This window comes from Streptomyces sp. NPDC058685 (assembly GCF_042714725.1).
Taxonomy (GTDB): Bacteria; Actinomycetota; Actinomycetes; order Streptomycetales; family Streptomycetaceae; genus Streptomyces.
This window is the reverse complement of the sequence record NZ_JBHXSL010000002.1, coordinates 306,736-321,990: the sequence shown is the minus strand read 5'-3', so window position 1 is coordinate 321,990 and position 15,255 is coordinate 306,736. Positions and strand designations below refer to the sequence as shown.

At 71.1% G+C, this 15,255-nt stretch carries 17 protein-coding genes; 9 read left to right on the top strand and 8 right to left on the bottom strand.

Features of this window, described 5'->3' with window-relative positions:
- Positions 1-37: 37 nt before the first annotated feature.
- Positions 38-898, bottom strand: coding sequence for a dihydropteroate synthase (gene folP, locus ACFWU3_RS03170; RefSeq protein WP_384430248.1), 861 nt, complete (start codon positions 896-898; stop codon positions 38-40).
- 102 nt (positions 899-1,000) lie between these two features.
- On the opposite strand from folP, the gene ACFWU3_RS03165 reads away from it, so the two are divergent.
- The gene (locus tag ACFWU3_RS03165) at positions 1,001-1,456 is read left to right on the top strand and encodes a DivIVA domain-containing protein (protein ID WP_384430245.1); all 456 of its coding nucleotides are present in this window, start codon (positions 1,001-1,003) and stop codon (positions 1,454-1,456) included.
- The gene (locus tag ACFWU3_RS03160) at positions 1,453-2,055 is read left to right on the top strand and encodes a DNA-3-methyladenine glycosylase I (RefSeq protein WP_384430243.1); all 603 of its coding nucleotides are present in this window, start codon (positions 1,453-1,455) and stop codon (positions 2,053-2,055) included. The genes ACFWU3_RS03165 and ACFWU3_RS03160 overlap by 4 nt, the downstream gene beginning before the upstream one ends.
- A gap of 19 nt (positions 2,056-2,074) precedes the next feature.
- Here ACFWU3_RS03160 and ACFWU3_RS03155 read toward each other — a convergent pair whose 3' ends face one another.
- Positions 2,075-2,875, bottom strand: coding sequence for an enoyl-CoA hydratase/isomerase family protein (locus ACFWU3_RS03155; protein WP_384430240.1), 801 nt, complete (start codon positions 2,873-2,875; stop codon positions 2,075-2,077).
- 309 nt (positions 2,876-3,184) lie between these two features.
- On the opposite strand from ACFWU3_RS03155, the gene ACFWU3_RS03150 reads away from it, so the two are divergent.
- Positions 3,185-3,352, top strand: a complete 168-nt coding sequence (locus tag ACFWU3_RS03150) for a DUF3117 domain-containing protein (RefSeq protein ID WP_003966491.1) — start codon at positions 3,185-3,187, stop codon at positions 3,350-3,352.
- 141 nt (positions 3,353-3,493) lie between these two features.
- Here ACFWU3_RS03150 and ACFWU3_RS03145 read toward each other — a convergent pair whose 3' ends face one another.
- The gene (locus ACFWU3_RS03145; protein WP_384430283.1) at positions 3,494-4,171 is read right to left on the bottom strand and encodes an O-methyltransferase; all 678 of its coding nucleotides are present in this window, start codon (positions 4,169-4,171) and stop codon (positions 3,494-3,496) included.
- Positions 4,172-4,300: 129 nt separating this feature from the next.
- Between ACFWU3_RS03145 and sigE the strand changes: the two genes are divergently transcribed.
- From sigE to ACFWU3_RS03120, 5 genes are all read left to right on the top strand, one after another.
- Positions 4,301-5,068, top strand: a complete 768-nt coding sequence (gene sigE, locus ACFWU3_RS03140; protein WP_327680591.1) for an RNA polymerase sigma factor SigE — start codon at positions 4,301-4,303, stop codon at positions 5,066-5,068.
- Complete coding sequence (locus ACFWU3_RS03135) at positions 5,065-6,036, top strand: anti-sigma factor family protein (protein WP_384430236.1); 972 nt, start codon at positions 5,065-5,067, stop codon at positions 6,034-6,036. Before sigE ends, ACFWU3_RS03135 begins: the two co-directional genes overlap by 4 nt.
- Before the next feature lie 93 nt (positions 6,037-6,129).
- Entirely contained in the window at positions 6,130-7,947 is a 1,818-nt protein-coding gene (locus ACFWU3_RS03130) for a trypsin-like peptidase domain-containing protein (RefSeq protein ID WP_384430233.1), read from the top strand.
- 84 nt (positions 7,948-8,031) lie between these two features.
- Positions 8,032-8,499: a sec-independent translocase gene (locus ACFWU3_RS03125; protein WP_384430230.1), complete on the top strand. Its 468-nt coding sequence runs from the start codon at positions 8,032-8,034 to the stop codon at positions 8,497-8,499.
- A gap of 121 nt (positions 8,500-8,620) precedes the next feature.
- Positions 8,621-9,322, top strand: a complete 702-nt coding sequence (locus ACFWU3_RS03120; RefSeq protein ID WP_384430227.1) for a hypothetical protein — start codon at positions 8,621-8,623, stop codon at positions 9,320-9,322.
- 109 nt (positions 9,323-9,431) lie between these two features.
- Here the strand turns inward: ACFWU3_RS03120 and ACFWU3_RS03115 are convergent, their stop codons facing one another.
- From ACFWU3_RS03115 to ACFWU3_RS03105, 3 genes are read right to left on the bottom strand one after another with little or no spacing between them, the layout of a single operon-like run.
- Positions 9,432-10,565: an Mrp/NBP35 family ATP-binding protein gene (locus ACFWU3_RS03115; protein ID WP_384430225.1), complete on the bottom strand. Its 1,134-nt coding sequence runs from the start codon at positions 10,563-10,565 to the stop codon at positions 9,432-9,434.
- A gap of 43 nt (positions 10,566-10,608) precedes the next feature.
- Entirely contained in the window at positions 10,609-11,205 is a 597-nt protein-coding gene (locus ACFWU3_RS03110; RefSeq protein WP_384430222.1) for a DUF1003 domain-containing protein, read from the bottom strand.
- A complete protein-coding gene (locus ACFWU3_RS03105) occupies positions 11,198-12,457 on the bottom strand; it encodes a magnesium transporter MgtE N-terminal domain-containing protein (protein WP_384430219.1) in 1,260 nt (419 codons plus the stop codon). The genes ACFWU3_RS03110 and ACFWU3_RS03105 overlap by 8 nt, the downstream gene beginning before the upstream one ends.
- Positions 12,458-12,625: 168 nt before the next feature.
- Between ACFWU3_RS03105 and ACFWU3_RS03100 the strand changes: the two genes are divergently transcribed.
- Entirely contained in the window at positions 12,626-13,432 is an 807-nt protein-coding gene (locus ACFWU3_RS03100) for a hypothetical protein (RefSeq protein WP_384430216.1), read from the top strand.
- A 138-nt stretch (positions 13,433-13,570) separates the two neighbouring features.
- On the opposite strand, the gene ACFWU3_RS03095 is transcribed toward ACFWU3_RS03100, so the two are convergent.
- Together ACFWU3_RS03095 and ACFWU3_RS03090 are read right to left on the bottom strand one after the other, a co-directional pair.
- Positions 13,571-14,110, bottom strand: coding sequence for a hypothetical protein (locus ACFWU3_RS03095; RefSeq protein ID WP_384430213.1), 540 nt, complete (start codon positions 14,108-14,110; stop codon positions 13,571-13,573).
- Positions 14,111-14,123: 13 nt separating this feature from the next.
- On the bottom strand, positions 14,124-15,239 hold the full coding sequence (locus ACFWU3_RS03090) for a magnesium and cobalt transport protein CorA (protein ID WP_313944274.1): 1,116 nt from the start codon (positions 15,237-15,239) through the stop codon (positions 14,124-14,126).
- Positions 15,240-15,255 lie beyond the last annotated feature (16 nt).

The window sequence follows — 15,255 nt, the reverse complement described above, 5'->3', positions numbered from 1 at the left end:
GCCCGTCCGGCGACCGGGGCTCCAGCGGGCACGGACCCTAGGCCAGGCCCCTGCGGGCCACCGCCGGAGCCCGGTGGCCGGCGATCGTGGCCACCATGTCCAGTACCTGGCGGGTCTCCGCCACCTCGTGGACCCGGTACACCTGCGCCCCCAGCCATGCCGACACGGCGGTCGTCGCCAGCGTCCCGATCACGCGCTCCTTCACCGGGCGGTCCAGCGTCTCCCCGACGAAGTCCTTGTTGGACAGGGAGACCAGCACCGGCCAGCCCGTCTCCACCATTTCGCCGAGCCGTCGCGTCGCTTCCAGCGAATGGCGCGTGTTCTTCCCGAAGTCGTGTCCGGGGTCGATCATGATCGCGTCACGCCGTACGCCCAGCTCCACGGCCCGCTCCGCCAGTGACAGCGTCACGCGCAGGATGTCCGCGACGACGTCGTCGTACGCGATCCGGTGCGGGCGCGTACGCGGTTCGGCACCGCCCGCGTGCGTGCACACCAGGCCGGCGCCGTACCGTGCGGCGACCTCGGCCAGCTGAGGGTCGACCCCGCCCCACGCGTCGTTCAGCAGGTCCGCGCCGGCCTCGCAGACGGCCTCGCCGACGTCGTGCCGCCAGGTGTCGACGCTGATCACCACCTCGGGGAACCGCTTGCGTACCTCGGCCACGAAGCCGACCGTCCGCCGCGCCTCCTCCTCGGCGGTGACCTCGGCGCCGGGCCCGGCCTTCACCCCGCCGATGTCGATGATCGCGGCCCCCTCGGCGACCGCCTGCTCGACCCGGGCGAGCGCGGGCTCGTCGCGGAACGTCGCGCCCTGGTCGTAGAAGGAGTCGGGCGTACGGTTCACGATCGCCATGATCACCGGCTCGTGCGCGTCGAATTCGCGCTGGCCCAGCCGCAGCATCAGCTGTTTCCTCCTCGGTTCGTCCGCCTGCGACCCTAACCGCCGGACGGTCGTGGCACGATCAGCAGCGGACAGATTCCGTTCGGTGGAGAGGGTTCGCCCGTGTTCTTGTTCTTGCTGATCGCGATGGTCGTGGTGGTCGCCGCGGTCACGCTCGCCGTGGTCGGCGGCGGCGACAGCGCGGCGCTGCCCGAGGCCGCGCCCGAGCAGCTGGTCGATCCCCTTCCCGAGTCCCGGCCCGTCGGCCGCGCGGACGTGGAGGCGCTGCGGCTGCCGGTGGGCATGCGCGGCTACCGGATGGCGGACGTGGACGACGTGCTGGGCCGCCTGGGGGCGGAGCTCGCCGAGCGCGACGCCCGTATCGCCGAGCTGGAGTCCGCCCTGGCCGGCGCACAGGCGACCGCGGTGGGCACGGCGGACCTGTTCACGGGACCCGGCGACCCCTTCGCCAAGCCAGGCGACCGCTTCCGGCGCGGTGACCGCTTCACCGAACCCGAGGACCGCTTCACCGAGCCCGACGACCGGTTCGGCAAGCCCGATGAGGACTCCGAGCAGTGACCGGCGGGGCGGTGGCGGGGCCCGACGGACGGCTGCGCTGCCCCTGGGGACTGTCCACCGAGGACTACGTCAGGTACCACGACGAGGAGTGGGGCCGGCCGGTCCACGGCGACGACGCGCTCTTCGAGCGGCTCTGCCTGGAGGCCTTCCAGTCCGGACTGTCCTGGATCACGATCCTGCGCCGGCGTGAGGGCTTCCGCCGGGCCTTCGACGGCTTCGCGATCGCGGCGGTCGCGCAGTACACCGACGCCGACAAGGAGCGCCTCCTCGCGGACGAGGGCATCATCCGCAACCGCGCCAAGATCGAGGCGACCCTCGCCAACGCGCGAGTGCTCGCCGGCCGGCCGGCCGGCGAGCTGGACGCGCTCATCTGGTCGTACGCACCCGACCCGGCTTCCCGGCCTGCGCCGCGGACCGTCGCTGACGTCCCCGCCGTCACCGACGAGTCCACGGCGCTCGCCAAGGCCCTCAAGAAGCAGGGCCTGCGGTTCATCGGACCCACGACGGCCTACGCCCTGATGCAGGCGTGCGGCCTGGTCGACGACCACCTGGCCGACTGCATGGCCAGAGGCGCCGCCCCGGCCGGCCGGGCCTCCTGACGGAGACCCGACGCCCGGCCTAACGACCCAGGTACTTCGGCTTCTCCTTCGCGACGAAGGCCCGCACCGCGATGGTGTGGTCCTCCGACGCGCCCGCCAGCGTCTGGAGCTCGTCCTCCTTCTCCAGCGTCTCGTCGAGCGTGTGCCCGGCGCCGTAGGCGAGCGACTCCTTGATCGCGGCGTACGCCACGGTCGGCCCGTCCGCCAGCGCGCGGGCCACCGCCGCGGCCTCGGCGGCCAGCCGGTCGGCCGGGACGAGCTTGTTCGCGATACCCAGCTCGTACGCCTCCTGGGCGGAGAAGGACCGCGGGAAGAGCAGCAGGTCGGCGGCCCGGCTCTGGCCGATCAGCCGCGGCAGCGTCCAGGAGACGCCGGAGTCGGCGGTCAGTGCCACCCCCGCGAAGGAGGTGGTGAAGGAGGCGGTGTCGGCGACGACCCGGTAGTCCGCGGCAAGGGCGAAGCCGAGGCCCGCTCCGGCGGCCACGCCGTTGATGCCGGCGACGACGGGCTTCGGCATCCCGGTCAGCGCGCGAACGACGGGGTTGTAGTGCTCCCGCACCGTGTTCATGGTGTGGCCGGTGCCCGACTCCTTGTCCTCGGCCAGCAGCGAGATGTGCTCCTTGAGGTCCTGGCCCACGCAGAACGCGCGCCCGGTCGCCGTCAGCAGAACCGCCCGTACGGCAGGATCGGCGGCGGCTGCCTCGGCCGAGTCCCGCAGAGCGACTTTCGCCTCGGTGTTCATCGCGTTCATGGCCTCGGGCCGGTTGATCGTGATCGTCGCGAGTCCGTCGCTCACCTCGTACAGCACGGAGTCGGCCATGGCAGGTCCCCTTTACGGCTCAGCGGTGGTGTCCAGGGCCAGCATGGCGGAGATCGCGGTGGGTGGGCATGTGACCTGCGTCTAACAATCTTCCGGCAATCTCGAGCGGCTTCGGTGCGGAGGGCGGCGAAGTATCGCAGGCGGATCGCCGAATTGAGTGGTTTTGCGCGAGCGCGTTGCCTAAGCGATGCCGACTGATGTTGGTCATCGGGTCCCGCCATGCGGGATAATGACCTGGAAGCACTGTGTTCGATGCCGGTGACACCTGGGTTGTCGGCCGATGAGCTGGTTTCAGGAAGGGGAACGAGCATGGCGGCCATGAAGCCGCGGACGGGCGACGGCCCGCTCGAGGTGACCAAGGAGGGGCGGGGCATCGTCATGCGCGTTCCGCTCGAAGGCGGCGGTCGGCTTGTTGTCGAGCTGACACCGGACGAAGCCGATGCTCTCGGCGACGCCCTGAAGAAGGTCGTCGGCTGACGCGGAAGCCCCACACTTTTCACTGCCCCGGCACGCTTGGTGCCGGGGCAGCGTGGTTTCCGGAACGGATCGTGAAGCGCTGGGGCGACCGCATGGAGTCGCTGGACGGTGTCGCCGGGTCGGGCGCCGCGGTCCGGCGGGTCAGCCCCGGCGGACCGCGCAGAGCAGACCGTCGCCCACCGGCAGCAGCGAGGGCAGCAGCTCCTGGCTCTCCCGGACCGCGCGAAGGAGCTCGCGCAGGCGCAGCACCTCCGCCGGCTGCGCCGCCGAGTCGACTGTGCGGCCGTCGGCGAAGACGCCTTCGAAGCACACAAGACCCCCAGGTCGGAGCAGGCGCAACGATTCAGCGAGACAGTCCAGCGACTCCATCCGGTCGCCGTCGCAGAACACGAGGTCGTAGCCCCCGTCCGCGAGGCGGGGGAGGACGTCGAGGGCACGGCCGGGGATGAAGCGGGCGCGGTTGCCCGCGAAGCCCGCCGCGCGGAAGGCCTGCTTCGCGAACTGCTGCCGGTCCGGCTCGGGGTCGACGGTGGTCAGGACGCCGTCGTGCCGCATGCCCTGGAGCAGATAGATCCCGGAGACGCCCGTCCCCGTGCCGATCTCCGCGACCGCCTTCGCGTCGGCGGTGGCAGCGAGCAGGCGCAGCGCTGCGCCGGTGCCTGGCGACACCGAGGAGAGCCCTGACTCCCGGGACCGGTCACGGGCCCAGCGCAGCGCGTCGTCCTCGGCGACAAAGGCGTCGGCGAACGCCCAGCTCGTCTGCCGGTTGGCGGTAATGACCCTCTCCTGTCCCCGTAGTTGGCGCGACGCTGACTGTATCCGTTGCGCCCGGGAACCCGCTGATGGGACCGGGCGTTATGAAGGCGGGGGGAGTACATGGACGAGGGTCGGAAGCAGCACCCAAATTCGCGTAAAGATTCTTATCCGGAGCTAACGGGCGAGGTGGCTATGGTAGGGGCTCCGCTGGACACCACCAGAGCCGACAGGGGAGGTGCGGCTGCACCTGCGGATCGGAGAGGAGTGCTGAAGCGCTTCCTCAGGTCACCGGGTGAGCCGAGATCCGTGACCGACATTGCTGACCGTTCTCGCACAGCCGACTCCGCAACTACAGCGACCTTCGCATCGGATGCGGAATCGCAGGCGTGGACGCCTCCCACCTGGGAGGAGATCGTCAGCACGCACAGCGGTCGTGTCTACCGTCTCGCGTACCGCCTCACGGGCAACCAGCACGACGCCGAGGACCTCACGCAGGAGGTCTTCGTCCGTGTCTTCCGCTCGCTGTCGACGTACACGCCGGGCACCTTCGAGGGCTGGCTGCACCGCATCACCACGAACCTCTTCCTGGACATGGTCCGCAGGAAGCAGCGCATCCGCTTCGACGCGCTCGGCGACGACGCGGCCGAGCGGCTGCCCAGCCGTGAGCCGTCCCCGCAGCAGGTCTTCAACGACACGCACTTCGACGCCGACGTCCAGCAGGCGCTGGACACCCTTGCGCCCGAGTTCCGTGCCGCCGTGGTCCTGTGCGACATCGAGGGGCTGTCCTACGAGGAGATCGCCGCGACCCTGGGCGTCAAGCTCGGCACGGTCCGCAGCCGGATCCACCGCGGACGCTCGCATCTGCGCAAGGCACTTCAGCACCGTTCCCCCGAGGCCCGCGCCGAACAGCGGACGCTGACGGCGGCGGTCGGTCTGGCAGGGGAGGTCGGAACGGCGTGAGTGGCTCAAGCCCGACCCCTGCCGAGCAGCACCTGGGGGACCGGCTCGCCGCGCTTGTCGACGGTGAGCTGAAACACGACGCCCGGGACCGTGTGCTCGCCCATCTGGCGACCTGCCCCAAGTGCAAGGCCGAAGCCGACGCCCAGCGCCGGCTGAAGGACGTCTTCGCCCACACCGCACCACCGCCGCCTTCCGAGGGGCTGCTCGCGCGGCTCCAAGGGCTGCCCGCCGGACCGTCCGACGGTGACGACGGCAGGGACGGCCCGTTCGGCGGCGGCCGCATGACCGAAGCCGTGTTCGGAGCGCTGAGTCCGTCCGCGGGTAGAACCGGCGACCCCCGCTCGGAGACGTTCGGATACGTCCCCGGGGGCGCGCACGCGGCGGTCCTCCCCGGAGGATCGAACGGCTTCCGCATCCATGAAGTGGGACGCCAGGAGGCCGAGCGCTCTCCCTGGCGCGGCCGCAGGTTCGCGTTCGCGGCGGCGAGCGCGGTCTCCTTCGCCGCGATCGCCCTCGGCGGCTCGCTGCCGCTGGACTCCTCGGTCCAGGCGAACCCCAGGGGAGGCGGCGCCGGGAACACCGTCACGCCGCTGCGTGCCTCCGCCGGCTCCGGTACGACGGGCAACGGCACGTCGGGCAGCGGCACCTCGTCGACGTCCGCGCCCGGATCCGTCAGGAGTACGGAGTACGAGCGCCGCCGCGCCGGGGGCAACGGCCTGGCCAGGTCCGAGGACCGTCCCATCGGCCTCTCGGCTCCCGGCATGGGGGCCGCGACGGCCGCCCAGGACCCCGCTCTCGCCGTCCCGGCCGTGGTGAACTCCCTGTTCACCGCACCGTCGTTGATACGCCCGACGGGCTCGGCCTTCCAGCTCGCTTCCGCTCCCGCCATCCAGGCGAACGCAACACCGGCTCCCACGCACCTCATTGCCCCCACGCAGCCCGCGCAGTCTCTGACGACCCGGCGCTGACCGGGCACTGCGCGCGGATTCGCAAACCTGGTTGAATCTTCCGAGGGGTACCGCACAGGGGTGCCGCCGTGGTCGGCAGTTTGCGGGGAGAGCATGGACGACGGGAAGCCCACCGGACCCAAGGCGAAGTGGTGGAGTCGGCCCAGTGCGGGACGTGCTGCTCATGGTGAATCCGAGACGCAGCCGCTCGCGCCGGTGCCGGTCGCCGTATCGGGGCCGGCGGCATCGGAAGCGGGCGCGGAGTCTCGAACGGCGGCCGAGCCCGTCACCGCCGAGGTGCCCGAGACCGTCGCCGGGCCGGTTGCCCAACCCGTCGTCGCTCCGGTCGCCGAGCCCGTCGCCGGGCCGGTGCCCGAGCAGCGTCCGCAGCCGCTGCACGAGCCGGACGTCTACAGCACGCCGCCGTACGGCGGGCCGGGACCCTGGGCGCCCGCCCCGCCGGTCCAGCGGCCGGTGCCGACTCCCGCGCAGGGCACGCCCGTACCTCCGCAGTACGCGGCACCGCACAGCCCGGGGCAGGCCACCGCGGGCGGTGCCTTCGCCCCGCCGTCGCACCAGCAGACGCCGACCCCCGCACCTCCCCACCCGCACGCCCAGCCCCAGCCCGATGCGCAGCCGCAGGCCCCGGGGGCCCACCACCCGCACGCCCAGCCCGACCCGCAGAGCGCGCACCACCCGCTGTCGCCTCAGCACCCGCACCAGCCCCAGGGCACCCACCAGCAGCCCTCGTTGTGGCTCCAGTACGACCCGTGGAGCGCCCCCGGCGCCGCCCCGCTGACGCACCCCGGTGAGCCCGCCAGGAAGCGCGGCCGCCGTGGTTCGCTCCTGGTGGGGGCCCTCGTCGTGGCGCTGCTCGCGGGAGGTATCGGCGGCGGGATCGGTGCGTACATCGAGCGCAACGGCGGCATCACCCAGGTCGAGTTGCAGCAGGCCCCCCGGGACAACGGCGACCGTGCGCCCGACAGCGTGGCCGGTATCGCCTCCAGCGCCCTGCCCAGCGTCGTCACCCTCCATGTGAGCGGCGGCGGCGAACAGGGCACCGGCACCGGCTTCGTCCTGGACGAGCAGGGCCACATCCTCACCAACAACCATGTCGTCGACCCGGCGGGCGCCGCCGGTGAGATCTCCGTCACGTTCAGCGGGGGCGAGACGGCCAAGGCGACCCTCGTCGGCAAGGACAGCGGCTACGACCTCGCCGTCGTCAAGGTCACGGGTGTCTCCGGGCTCAAGCCCCTGCCGCTCGGCAACTCCGACAGCGTCCAGGTCGGCGACCCGGTCGTGGCCATCGGCGCCCCCTTCGACCTCCAGAACACGGTCACCTCCGGCATCATCAGCGCCAAGGAACGGCCGATCACCGCGGGCGGGGAGAAAGGCGACGGCAGCGACGTCAGCTATGTCGACGCCCTCCAGACCGACGCCCCGATAAACCCGGGCAACTCCGGCGGCCCGCTGGTGGACACCAAGGCCCGCGTCATCGGCATCAACAGCGCGATCCGCGCCGCCGACACGGCGGGCGCGGAGGGCGGCCAGGCCGGTTCGATAGGCCTCGGCTTCGCCATTCCGATCAATCAGGGAAAGCGCGTCGCCGAGGAATTGATCAACACCGGCAAGGCCACCCACCCGGTGATCGGCGTGAGCCTCGACATGAAGTACACGGGCGACGGCGCGCGCGTGGGCGAGAAGGGCAAGGACGGTTCCGGGTCGGTCTCGGCCGGCGGTCCCGCGGCCAAGGCCGGCATCAAGGCCGGTGACGTCATCACCAAGGTCGACGGCCAGCGGGTGCACAGCGGCGAGGAGCTGATCGTCAAGATCCGTTCCCACCGCCCGGGCGACCGGCTGGAGCTGACGGTGGTCCGCGCCGGGAAGGAACGGACGATGACACTGACCCTCGGCTCGGCCGACGGCGCGTGACGCACGGAAGTTCCGCCGGGTACCGTGGTTCGGGCCCGGCACCCATCCGATCTGCGGGCCACAGAGAACACGAGGAGCAGCAGGGTGTTCAATGACATAGGCGCACTGGAGCTGGTCACGATCATCGTGCTCGCCGTGCTCGTCTTCGGACCCGACAAGCTGCCCAAGGTCATTCAGGACGTCACCCGCTTCATCCGCAAGATCCGCGAGTTCTCCGAGAGCGCCAAGGAGGACATCCGCACCGAACTGGGGCCGGAGTTCAAGGACTTCGAATTCGAGGACCTCAACCCCAAGACGTTCATCCGCAAGCAGCTGAACGAGAACGAGGACCTGAAGGAGCTCAAGGAGCTCCGCAGCTCCTTCGATCTCAAGAAAGAGATGAACGACGTCGCGGACGCGGTGAACGGCTCCGACGCGGACCGTTCCGTGCCGGCCGCGGTCTCCCGAGCCGACGGCTCCACGGGGGCCTCCTCCGGCACTCCCGACCTGCTGAAGAAGCGCGAAAAGGTCGATCAGGACGAGCGGCCGCCCTTCGACGCAGACGCCACCTGAGTACTGTCAATCCCTGCGAGCCGGGACAGGGTGGCTATTCTCTCCATCTGTCAGGACGCGAGGACGCCCGAGGGGGGCGGGTCCGCTCCGGACCTCGGACACAGAGGAGGCGGCCGGGTAGATGGAGACGACAAGTCGACCAGCGGCTCAGAGCACGGTCAGCGATTCCCCCGCTCCCGGTGCGCAGCGTACGACGGCACCGGAGGGCAAGGCGGGTACCGCGGCCCAGCGCGCGGTCGACGGATTCCTGAGGGCACCGTTCCCCTGGTACGGACTGGACGAGGCCTTCACGGGCCGGCGTTGGCTGATGCAGGTCGGCGCAGCCGCAGACGGCACGGTCCAGCACGGCGCGATGGGGCACGGCGACGAGCCGTCGATACGCTCGGAGGCGGCCGGTACGGAGAAGGAGCGCTTCGCGGTGGTCATCACCGTCGTGGCGAGCCCCGTACGCCGCAGCGGTGACGGCACGGGCGTCCTGGACGCCACCACGGTTTCCTCCGCGGCCTGGCTGGCCGGCTCGGGACTGCTGGCCCACACCTGGCCCGCCCAGCTGGACCACTCGCTGCGTGACGACTGGCTGGACCAGCAGACGGAGACCGCCTTCGAGCTGGCCGACGACATGAGCGGACCGGCCTGGTCCGCGCTCTCGCTGCCGGTCGACGGCGAGCCGACGCCCTTCCACTACCGCGAGTCGGAGTTCGGCTGGGTGCTGGCCGGTTCCACCCGGACGGGGGTGCACGTCGGCGCCTACGGGCGCGGGATGAGCGCTTACGGTCTCGCCTTCTCGGCGGTCGAGGACCTCGGCGCGTACATCCCGTCCTGACGGCACCGGACGGGCTTGGTGACCAAGCCCGTCCGGACGCGGGACCACGGCGCTCAGGCGCCTGCCGCGGCGGGTGGGCCCGGTGCGGTACCACCCGGCGCGGGAACGCTCAGAACTTGTTCCGCGGGGTGATCCCCAGCGCCATGCCCGACAGGCCGCGCTGGCGGCCGCCCAGCTTGCCCGCGATCGCGCGCAGGGCGGAGCCCGCGGGGGAGTCGGGGTCGGTGAGCACGACGGGCTTGCCCTCGTCGCCGCCCTCACGCAGACGTACGTCGATCGGAATGGAACCCAGCACCGGCACCGTCGCGCCCGTGGTCTTCGTCAGGCCCTCGGCGACCCGCTGGCCGCCGCCGCTGCCGAAGACGTCGACCATCTCGTCGCAGTGCGGGCACGGCAGGCCCGCCATGTTCTCGACGACGCCGACGATCTTCTGATGGGTCTGTACGGCGATCGAGCCGGCCCGCTCGGCGACCTCGGCGGCGGCCTGCTGGGGGGTCGTCACCACCAGGATCTCCGCGTTCGGCACCAGCTGCGCCACCGAGATCGCGATGTCGCCGGTACCCGGGGGCAGGTCGAGCAGCAGGACGTCCAGGTCGCCCCAGTACACATCGGCGAGGAACTGCTGGAGCGCGCGGTGCAGCATCGGGCCGCGCCACACCACCGGGGCGTTGCCCGGGGTGAACATGCCGATCGAGATGACCTTCACGCCGTTCGCGGACGGCGGCATGATCATGTTCTCGACCTGGGTGGGACGGCCGTCGGCGCCCAGCATCCGGGGCACGGAGTGACCGTAGATGTCGGCGTCCACGACGCCGACCTTCAGGCCGTCGGCGGCCATCGCGGCCGCCAGGTTCACCGTCACGGAGGACTTGCCGACCCCGCCCTTGCCCGAGGCGACCGCGTACACCCTGGTCAGCGAGCCGGGCTGGGCGAACGGCACCTCACGCTCGGCCGTGCCGCCGCGCAGCGACGACGCGAGGTCGCGCCGCTGCTCGTCGCTCATCACATCCAGCGTGACGTCGACGCGGGTGACACCGTCGAGGCGGGCGACCGCGTCCGTCACGTTCTTGGTGATCGTCTCGCGCATCGGGCAGCCGGAGACGGTGAGGTACACCGTGACCGCGACCGCGCCGTCCGCCTCGATCCCGACTGATTTGACCATGCCGAGTTCGGTGATCGGTCGGTTGATCTCGGGGTCGTTCACCGTCGCCAGTGCCTCAAGCACCGCGTCTTCCGTAGCCATACCGATGATGGTACGGCGCTGACCACCACCGCCGGTAAGGCCGTCAGCGGTCGCTTTCGTCACGCCCCGAGGCGCGCTCGTACGGGAATACGGCGCGATGCTCCTCCATCTCCTTCACGAGGTCCTGGATCTCCGAGCGGATCCAGTCGCGGGTGGCCACCTCGCCCAGGCCCATCCGCAGCGCGGCGATCTCCCGGGTGAGGTACTCGGTGTCCGCGATCGACCGCTCGTTCTGTTTGCGGTCCTGCTCGTGGGTGACCCGGTCACGGTCGTCCTGACGGTTCTGTGCCAGCAGGATCAGCGGAGCGGCGTACGACGCCTGGAGCGACAGCATCAGGGTCAGGAAGATGAAGGGATACGGGTCGAAGCGCAGACCTGCGGGCGCGCTGACGTTCCACACCACCCACATGATGATGATCACCGTCATCCAGACGATGAACCGTCCGGTGCCCAGGAAACGGGCGATCCGCTCGGAGAACCGGCCGAAGGCCTCCGGGTCGTACTCCGGCAGCAGAGAGCGCCGCGGCGCTCGGGGCTGATCGAGCCTGACCCTCGGACGGGGCGCGGCGCTCGCTCCCGACGGCAGCCGTTCCTTCGTGTCGCCGCGCTCTCCCGGCCCGGACTCGCCGCCGCTACCCATGGGCGGACTCCTCGAACTCCGTCTCCCGCCAGTCCTCCGGCAGCAGATGGTCCAGGACGTCGTCGACGGTCACCGCACCGAGCAGCGAACCGCCCTCGTCGACGACCGGCGCGGCGACCATGTTGTACGCCGCGAGATAGCTGGTCACCGCCGGCAGCGGGGTGTCCGGCGACAGCGGTGGCAGATCGCTGTCGACGAGGGAACTGACCAGGGTGAACGGCGGGTCCCGCAGCAGCCGCTGGAAGTGGATGGTGCCGAGGTACTTGCCCGTCGGCGTCTCGTCCGGCGGGCGGCACACGTACACCTGCGCGGCGAGCGCGGGGGAGAGGTCCTGCTGGCGCACCCGCGCCAGAGCGTCGGCGACCGTGGCGTCCGGCCGAAGGACGATCGGCTCCGTGGTCATCAGACCGCCGGCCGTGTGCTCCTCGTACGACAGAAGGCGGCGCACATCGGCGGCGTCGTCCGGCCGCATCAGGGTGAGCAGGCGCTCCTGGTCCGCCTCGGGCAGTTCGGAGAGCAGGTCGGCCGCGTCGTCCGGGTCCATGGCCTCCAGGACGTCGGCGGCCCGCTCCTCCTTGAGCTTGCCGAGGATCTCGACCTGGTCGTCGTCCGGCAGCTCCTCCAGCACATCTGCCAGCCGGTCGTCGTCGAGGGCGGCGGCGACCTCCGCGCGCCGCTTCGGCGACAGGTGGTGCAGCACATTGGCGAGGTCGGCCGGGCGCATCCGCTCGAAGGTGGCGACCAGGCTCTCGGCGCCCTGCTCGTCCTCGTCGAGCGAGAAGCCGGTCACCGCCGACCACTCGACGGTCAGGGTCTCTCCCCTGCGCCGCAGGGCTCCCGCCCTGCCCTTGCGGACGAACGCCTTGTCGATCTCCCAGTCGCGGCGGGCGGGCAGCTGCTGGATCGAGACGTCGAGGACGGTGACCTCCTCGCCGCTGTCCACCAGCTGCACGCGGCGGTCGAGCAGTTCACCGAGCACCAGCCGCTCGGTGGGCCGCTGCTCGAACCGGCGCATGTTCAGTACGCCGGAGGTGATGACCTGTCCCGACTCCACGCCGGTGACCCGGTTCATCGGGAGGAAGATCCGGCGGCGGCTGAGCACCTCGACGACCAGACCGAGCAGCCGCGGCGGCCGCCGCCCCACCCGCAACATCGCGACGAGGTCGCGCACCCGGCCGACCTGGTCGCCCTGCGGGTCGAAGACGGGCACACCCGCGAGGTGGGACACGAAGATCCGAGGGGCGCCTGCCACCGTCTCCGCCCTCCTCGCTCGCCGGATTTTGCCGGGAATTGCCGCTGATCGTGGGCTTCAGGCTAGCCCGTACCGATGCGTGCCGCCCCTGGCCGAGGTCCGTACGGCTCCCTGCGGAGCGGCCTGCTCCGCACGGGTACGCTGCCGTCTGCCACCCATGACAAGCAGATGAGAGGCAGTGCGCCGGTGACTCTCCTCCCCCCGGTTCCTCAGGCTCGCAGGGCCGTGCTCTCCGTGGCGGTGTGCGCCGGACTGACCATGGCGCTCACGGCTTGCGGAGGAGAGGACCCCGACGCGGGGACCAATGGAATCGGCAAGCTCTCCGCCGCCGAGATCGAGACGAAGGCGAAGACCGCGGCGGACGCGGCGACGGCCGTACGGCTGTCGGGCACCCTCGTCAGCAAGGGCGGCACCTACAAGCTGAACATGCGGCTCAAGCACGACGGCGGCACCGGATCCGTCACCTCGAAGGACAACACCTTCGAACTGCTGCGGATCGGCAAGGCGCTCTATCTGAAGGCCGACGCGGGTTTCTGGAACCCCGAGGACGGCAAGGGCGACGCGAAACCGGGCGAGAGTGACGACGAGGCGGCGGACAAGCTCGACGACAAGTATGTGAAGGTCCCCGAGGGCGACCCCGCGTACAACCAGTTCCGCGGCTTCACGGACATGGACGTCCTGCTGGAGGGACTGCTCGGCATGCAGGGCGAGCTGAGCAAGGGCGACCGTACGAAGGTCGGCGGCGTCCGCGCGATCACGGTGACCGCGGGGGAGGGCGCGGGCGGGACGCTCGACGTCTCCCTGGAGGGCGCGCCCTATCCCCTTCAGTTCGCGCGAGCCGGCGGGGCCGGTGTGCTGACCCTCGGGGACTGGGGCAAGGACTTCGCGCTCAAGGCGCCGTCGAAGGAGGAGACGGTCGACTACGGCGGCCAGCTCCCGAAGACGAACAGCCAGGCGGGCTCGTCCGGCGACTGAGGCCAGGGCGACTGGGGCCAGGGCGACTCAGGCCAGGGCGGCCGAGGCCCAGGCGACGGCCGGGCGCTGACCGGGCGGCCGGGGCCGTGCCGCTGGGCGTCAGCGGGACGGACACGCACCGCAGACCCGGCGCAGCTCTCAACCGCGCTTCTTCTTGCGGCCGACCAGCAGTCGCGGAAGCCCGGCAGGCGCCGGCCGGCGGGTCGTCGCCGACGTGGGGAGCGGCGGCTCGGCCAGCGACGTGGACGGCAGATCCGTGGTCGCGGAGCGCGGTTCGAGTCGCAGGACGCGGCACTCGCGCGCCCACCGCTCGGTCATCACCTCCGCGTCCGGCGCGTTCAGCCGCTTGCCCTTGAGCTCGGCGACCGCCGCTTCCCACGCCGGCGTGTGCGGCTCCAGCTCGGACACCGCGGCCGTCCACACGACGAGCCGCCCGCCCTTGTCCTTGCTGCGCACGGTGACCTCGGCCGTACCCCCGTCCGCCAGCTGCGGCAGCGGCTGCTCACCGGGCCCGTCGCCCACGAGGTGCAGGGCGCCCTCGTGCCATACGTGCCAAAGCGCTCGCGCGGGACCTCCGCCCCGGACCCAGACGAGGCCCGACTTCTTGGTGGCTTCCTCGACGAGCGCCTGGTCGGGGAGTGCGACGTCCCCGGTGGAGCGGGCGGAAGGTTCGGTCATGCGCGCAGCCTATCTACAGCCAGCCGTTGCGCTTCAGGGTGCGGTGGATGACGAGACAGACGCCGATGATGCCCGTCATCACCATCGCGTAGCCGTACTTCCAGTGCAGCTCCGGCATGTGGTCGAAGTTCATGCCGTACACCCCGCAGACCGCCGTCGGCACGGCGATGATCGCCGCCCATGAGGTGATCTTGCGCATGTCCTCGTTCTGGGCGACCGTCGCCTGCGCCAGATTGGCCTGGAGGATCGAGTTGAGCAGCTCGTCGAAGCCGATGACCTCTTCCTGCACCCGGGCGAGGTGGTCGGCGACGTCACGGAAGTACTTCTGGATGTCGGGGTCGATCAGCCGCATCGGGCGCTCGCTGAGCAGCTGCATCGGCCGCAGCAGCGGCGACACCGCCCTCTTGAACTCCAGCACCTCGCGCTTGAGCTGATAGATCCGTCCGGGGTCGCTGCCGCGCGGGCTGCCCTTGTCGGGCGCCGAGAAGACATCGATCTCGACCTCGTCGATGTCGTCCTGCATCGCGCCCGCGACCGCGATGTACCCGTCGACGACATGGTCGGCGATGGCGTGCAGCACCGACGAAGGCCCCTTCGCCAGCAGCTCGGCGTCCTTCTGAAGCCCGTGGCGCAGCGCCCGCAGCGAGCCCTTGCCGCCGTGCCGGACGGTGATGACGAAGTCCCGGCCGGTGAAGCACATGACCTCGCCGGTCTCCACGACCTCGCTGGTCGCGGTGAGTTCGGCGTGCTCGACGTAGTGGATCGTCTTGAAGACGGTGAAGAGCGTGTCGTCGTACCGCTCCAGCTTGGGCCGCTGGTGGGCGTGGACCGCGTCCTCGACGGCGAGGGGGTGCAGTCCGAACTCGGCGGCGATACCGGCGAATTCGGCCTCGGTCGGCTCGTGCAGCCCGATCCAGGCGAAGCCGCCGCCCTCCCGCACACGGAGCATGGCCTCGTGCGGCGTCTGGCAGGCGTCGGTCTCCAGCCGCCTTCCGTCGCGGTAGACCGCGCAGTCGACGACGGCGCTCGAGGCGGAGGGGTCCCGCGTGGTGTCGTACGTGTTGTACGGGGCGTTGCTCTTGCGCAGGGACGGACGGACCGCGGCGCGCAGGTCACGGATCATCGACATGGCTTGCTCCTTCACG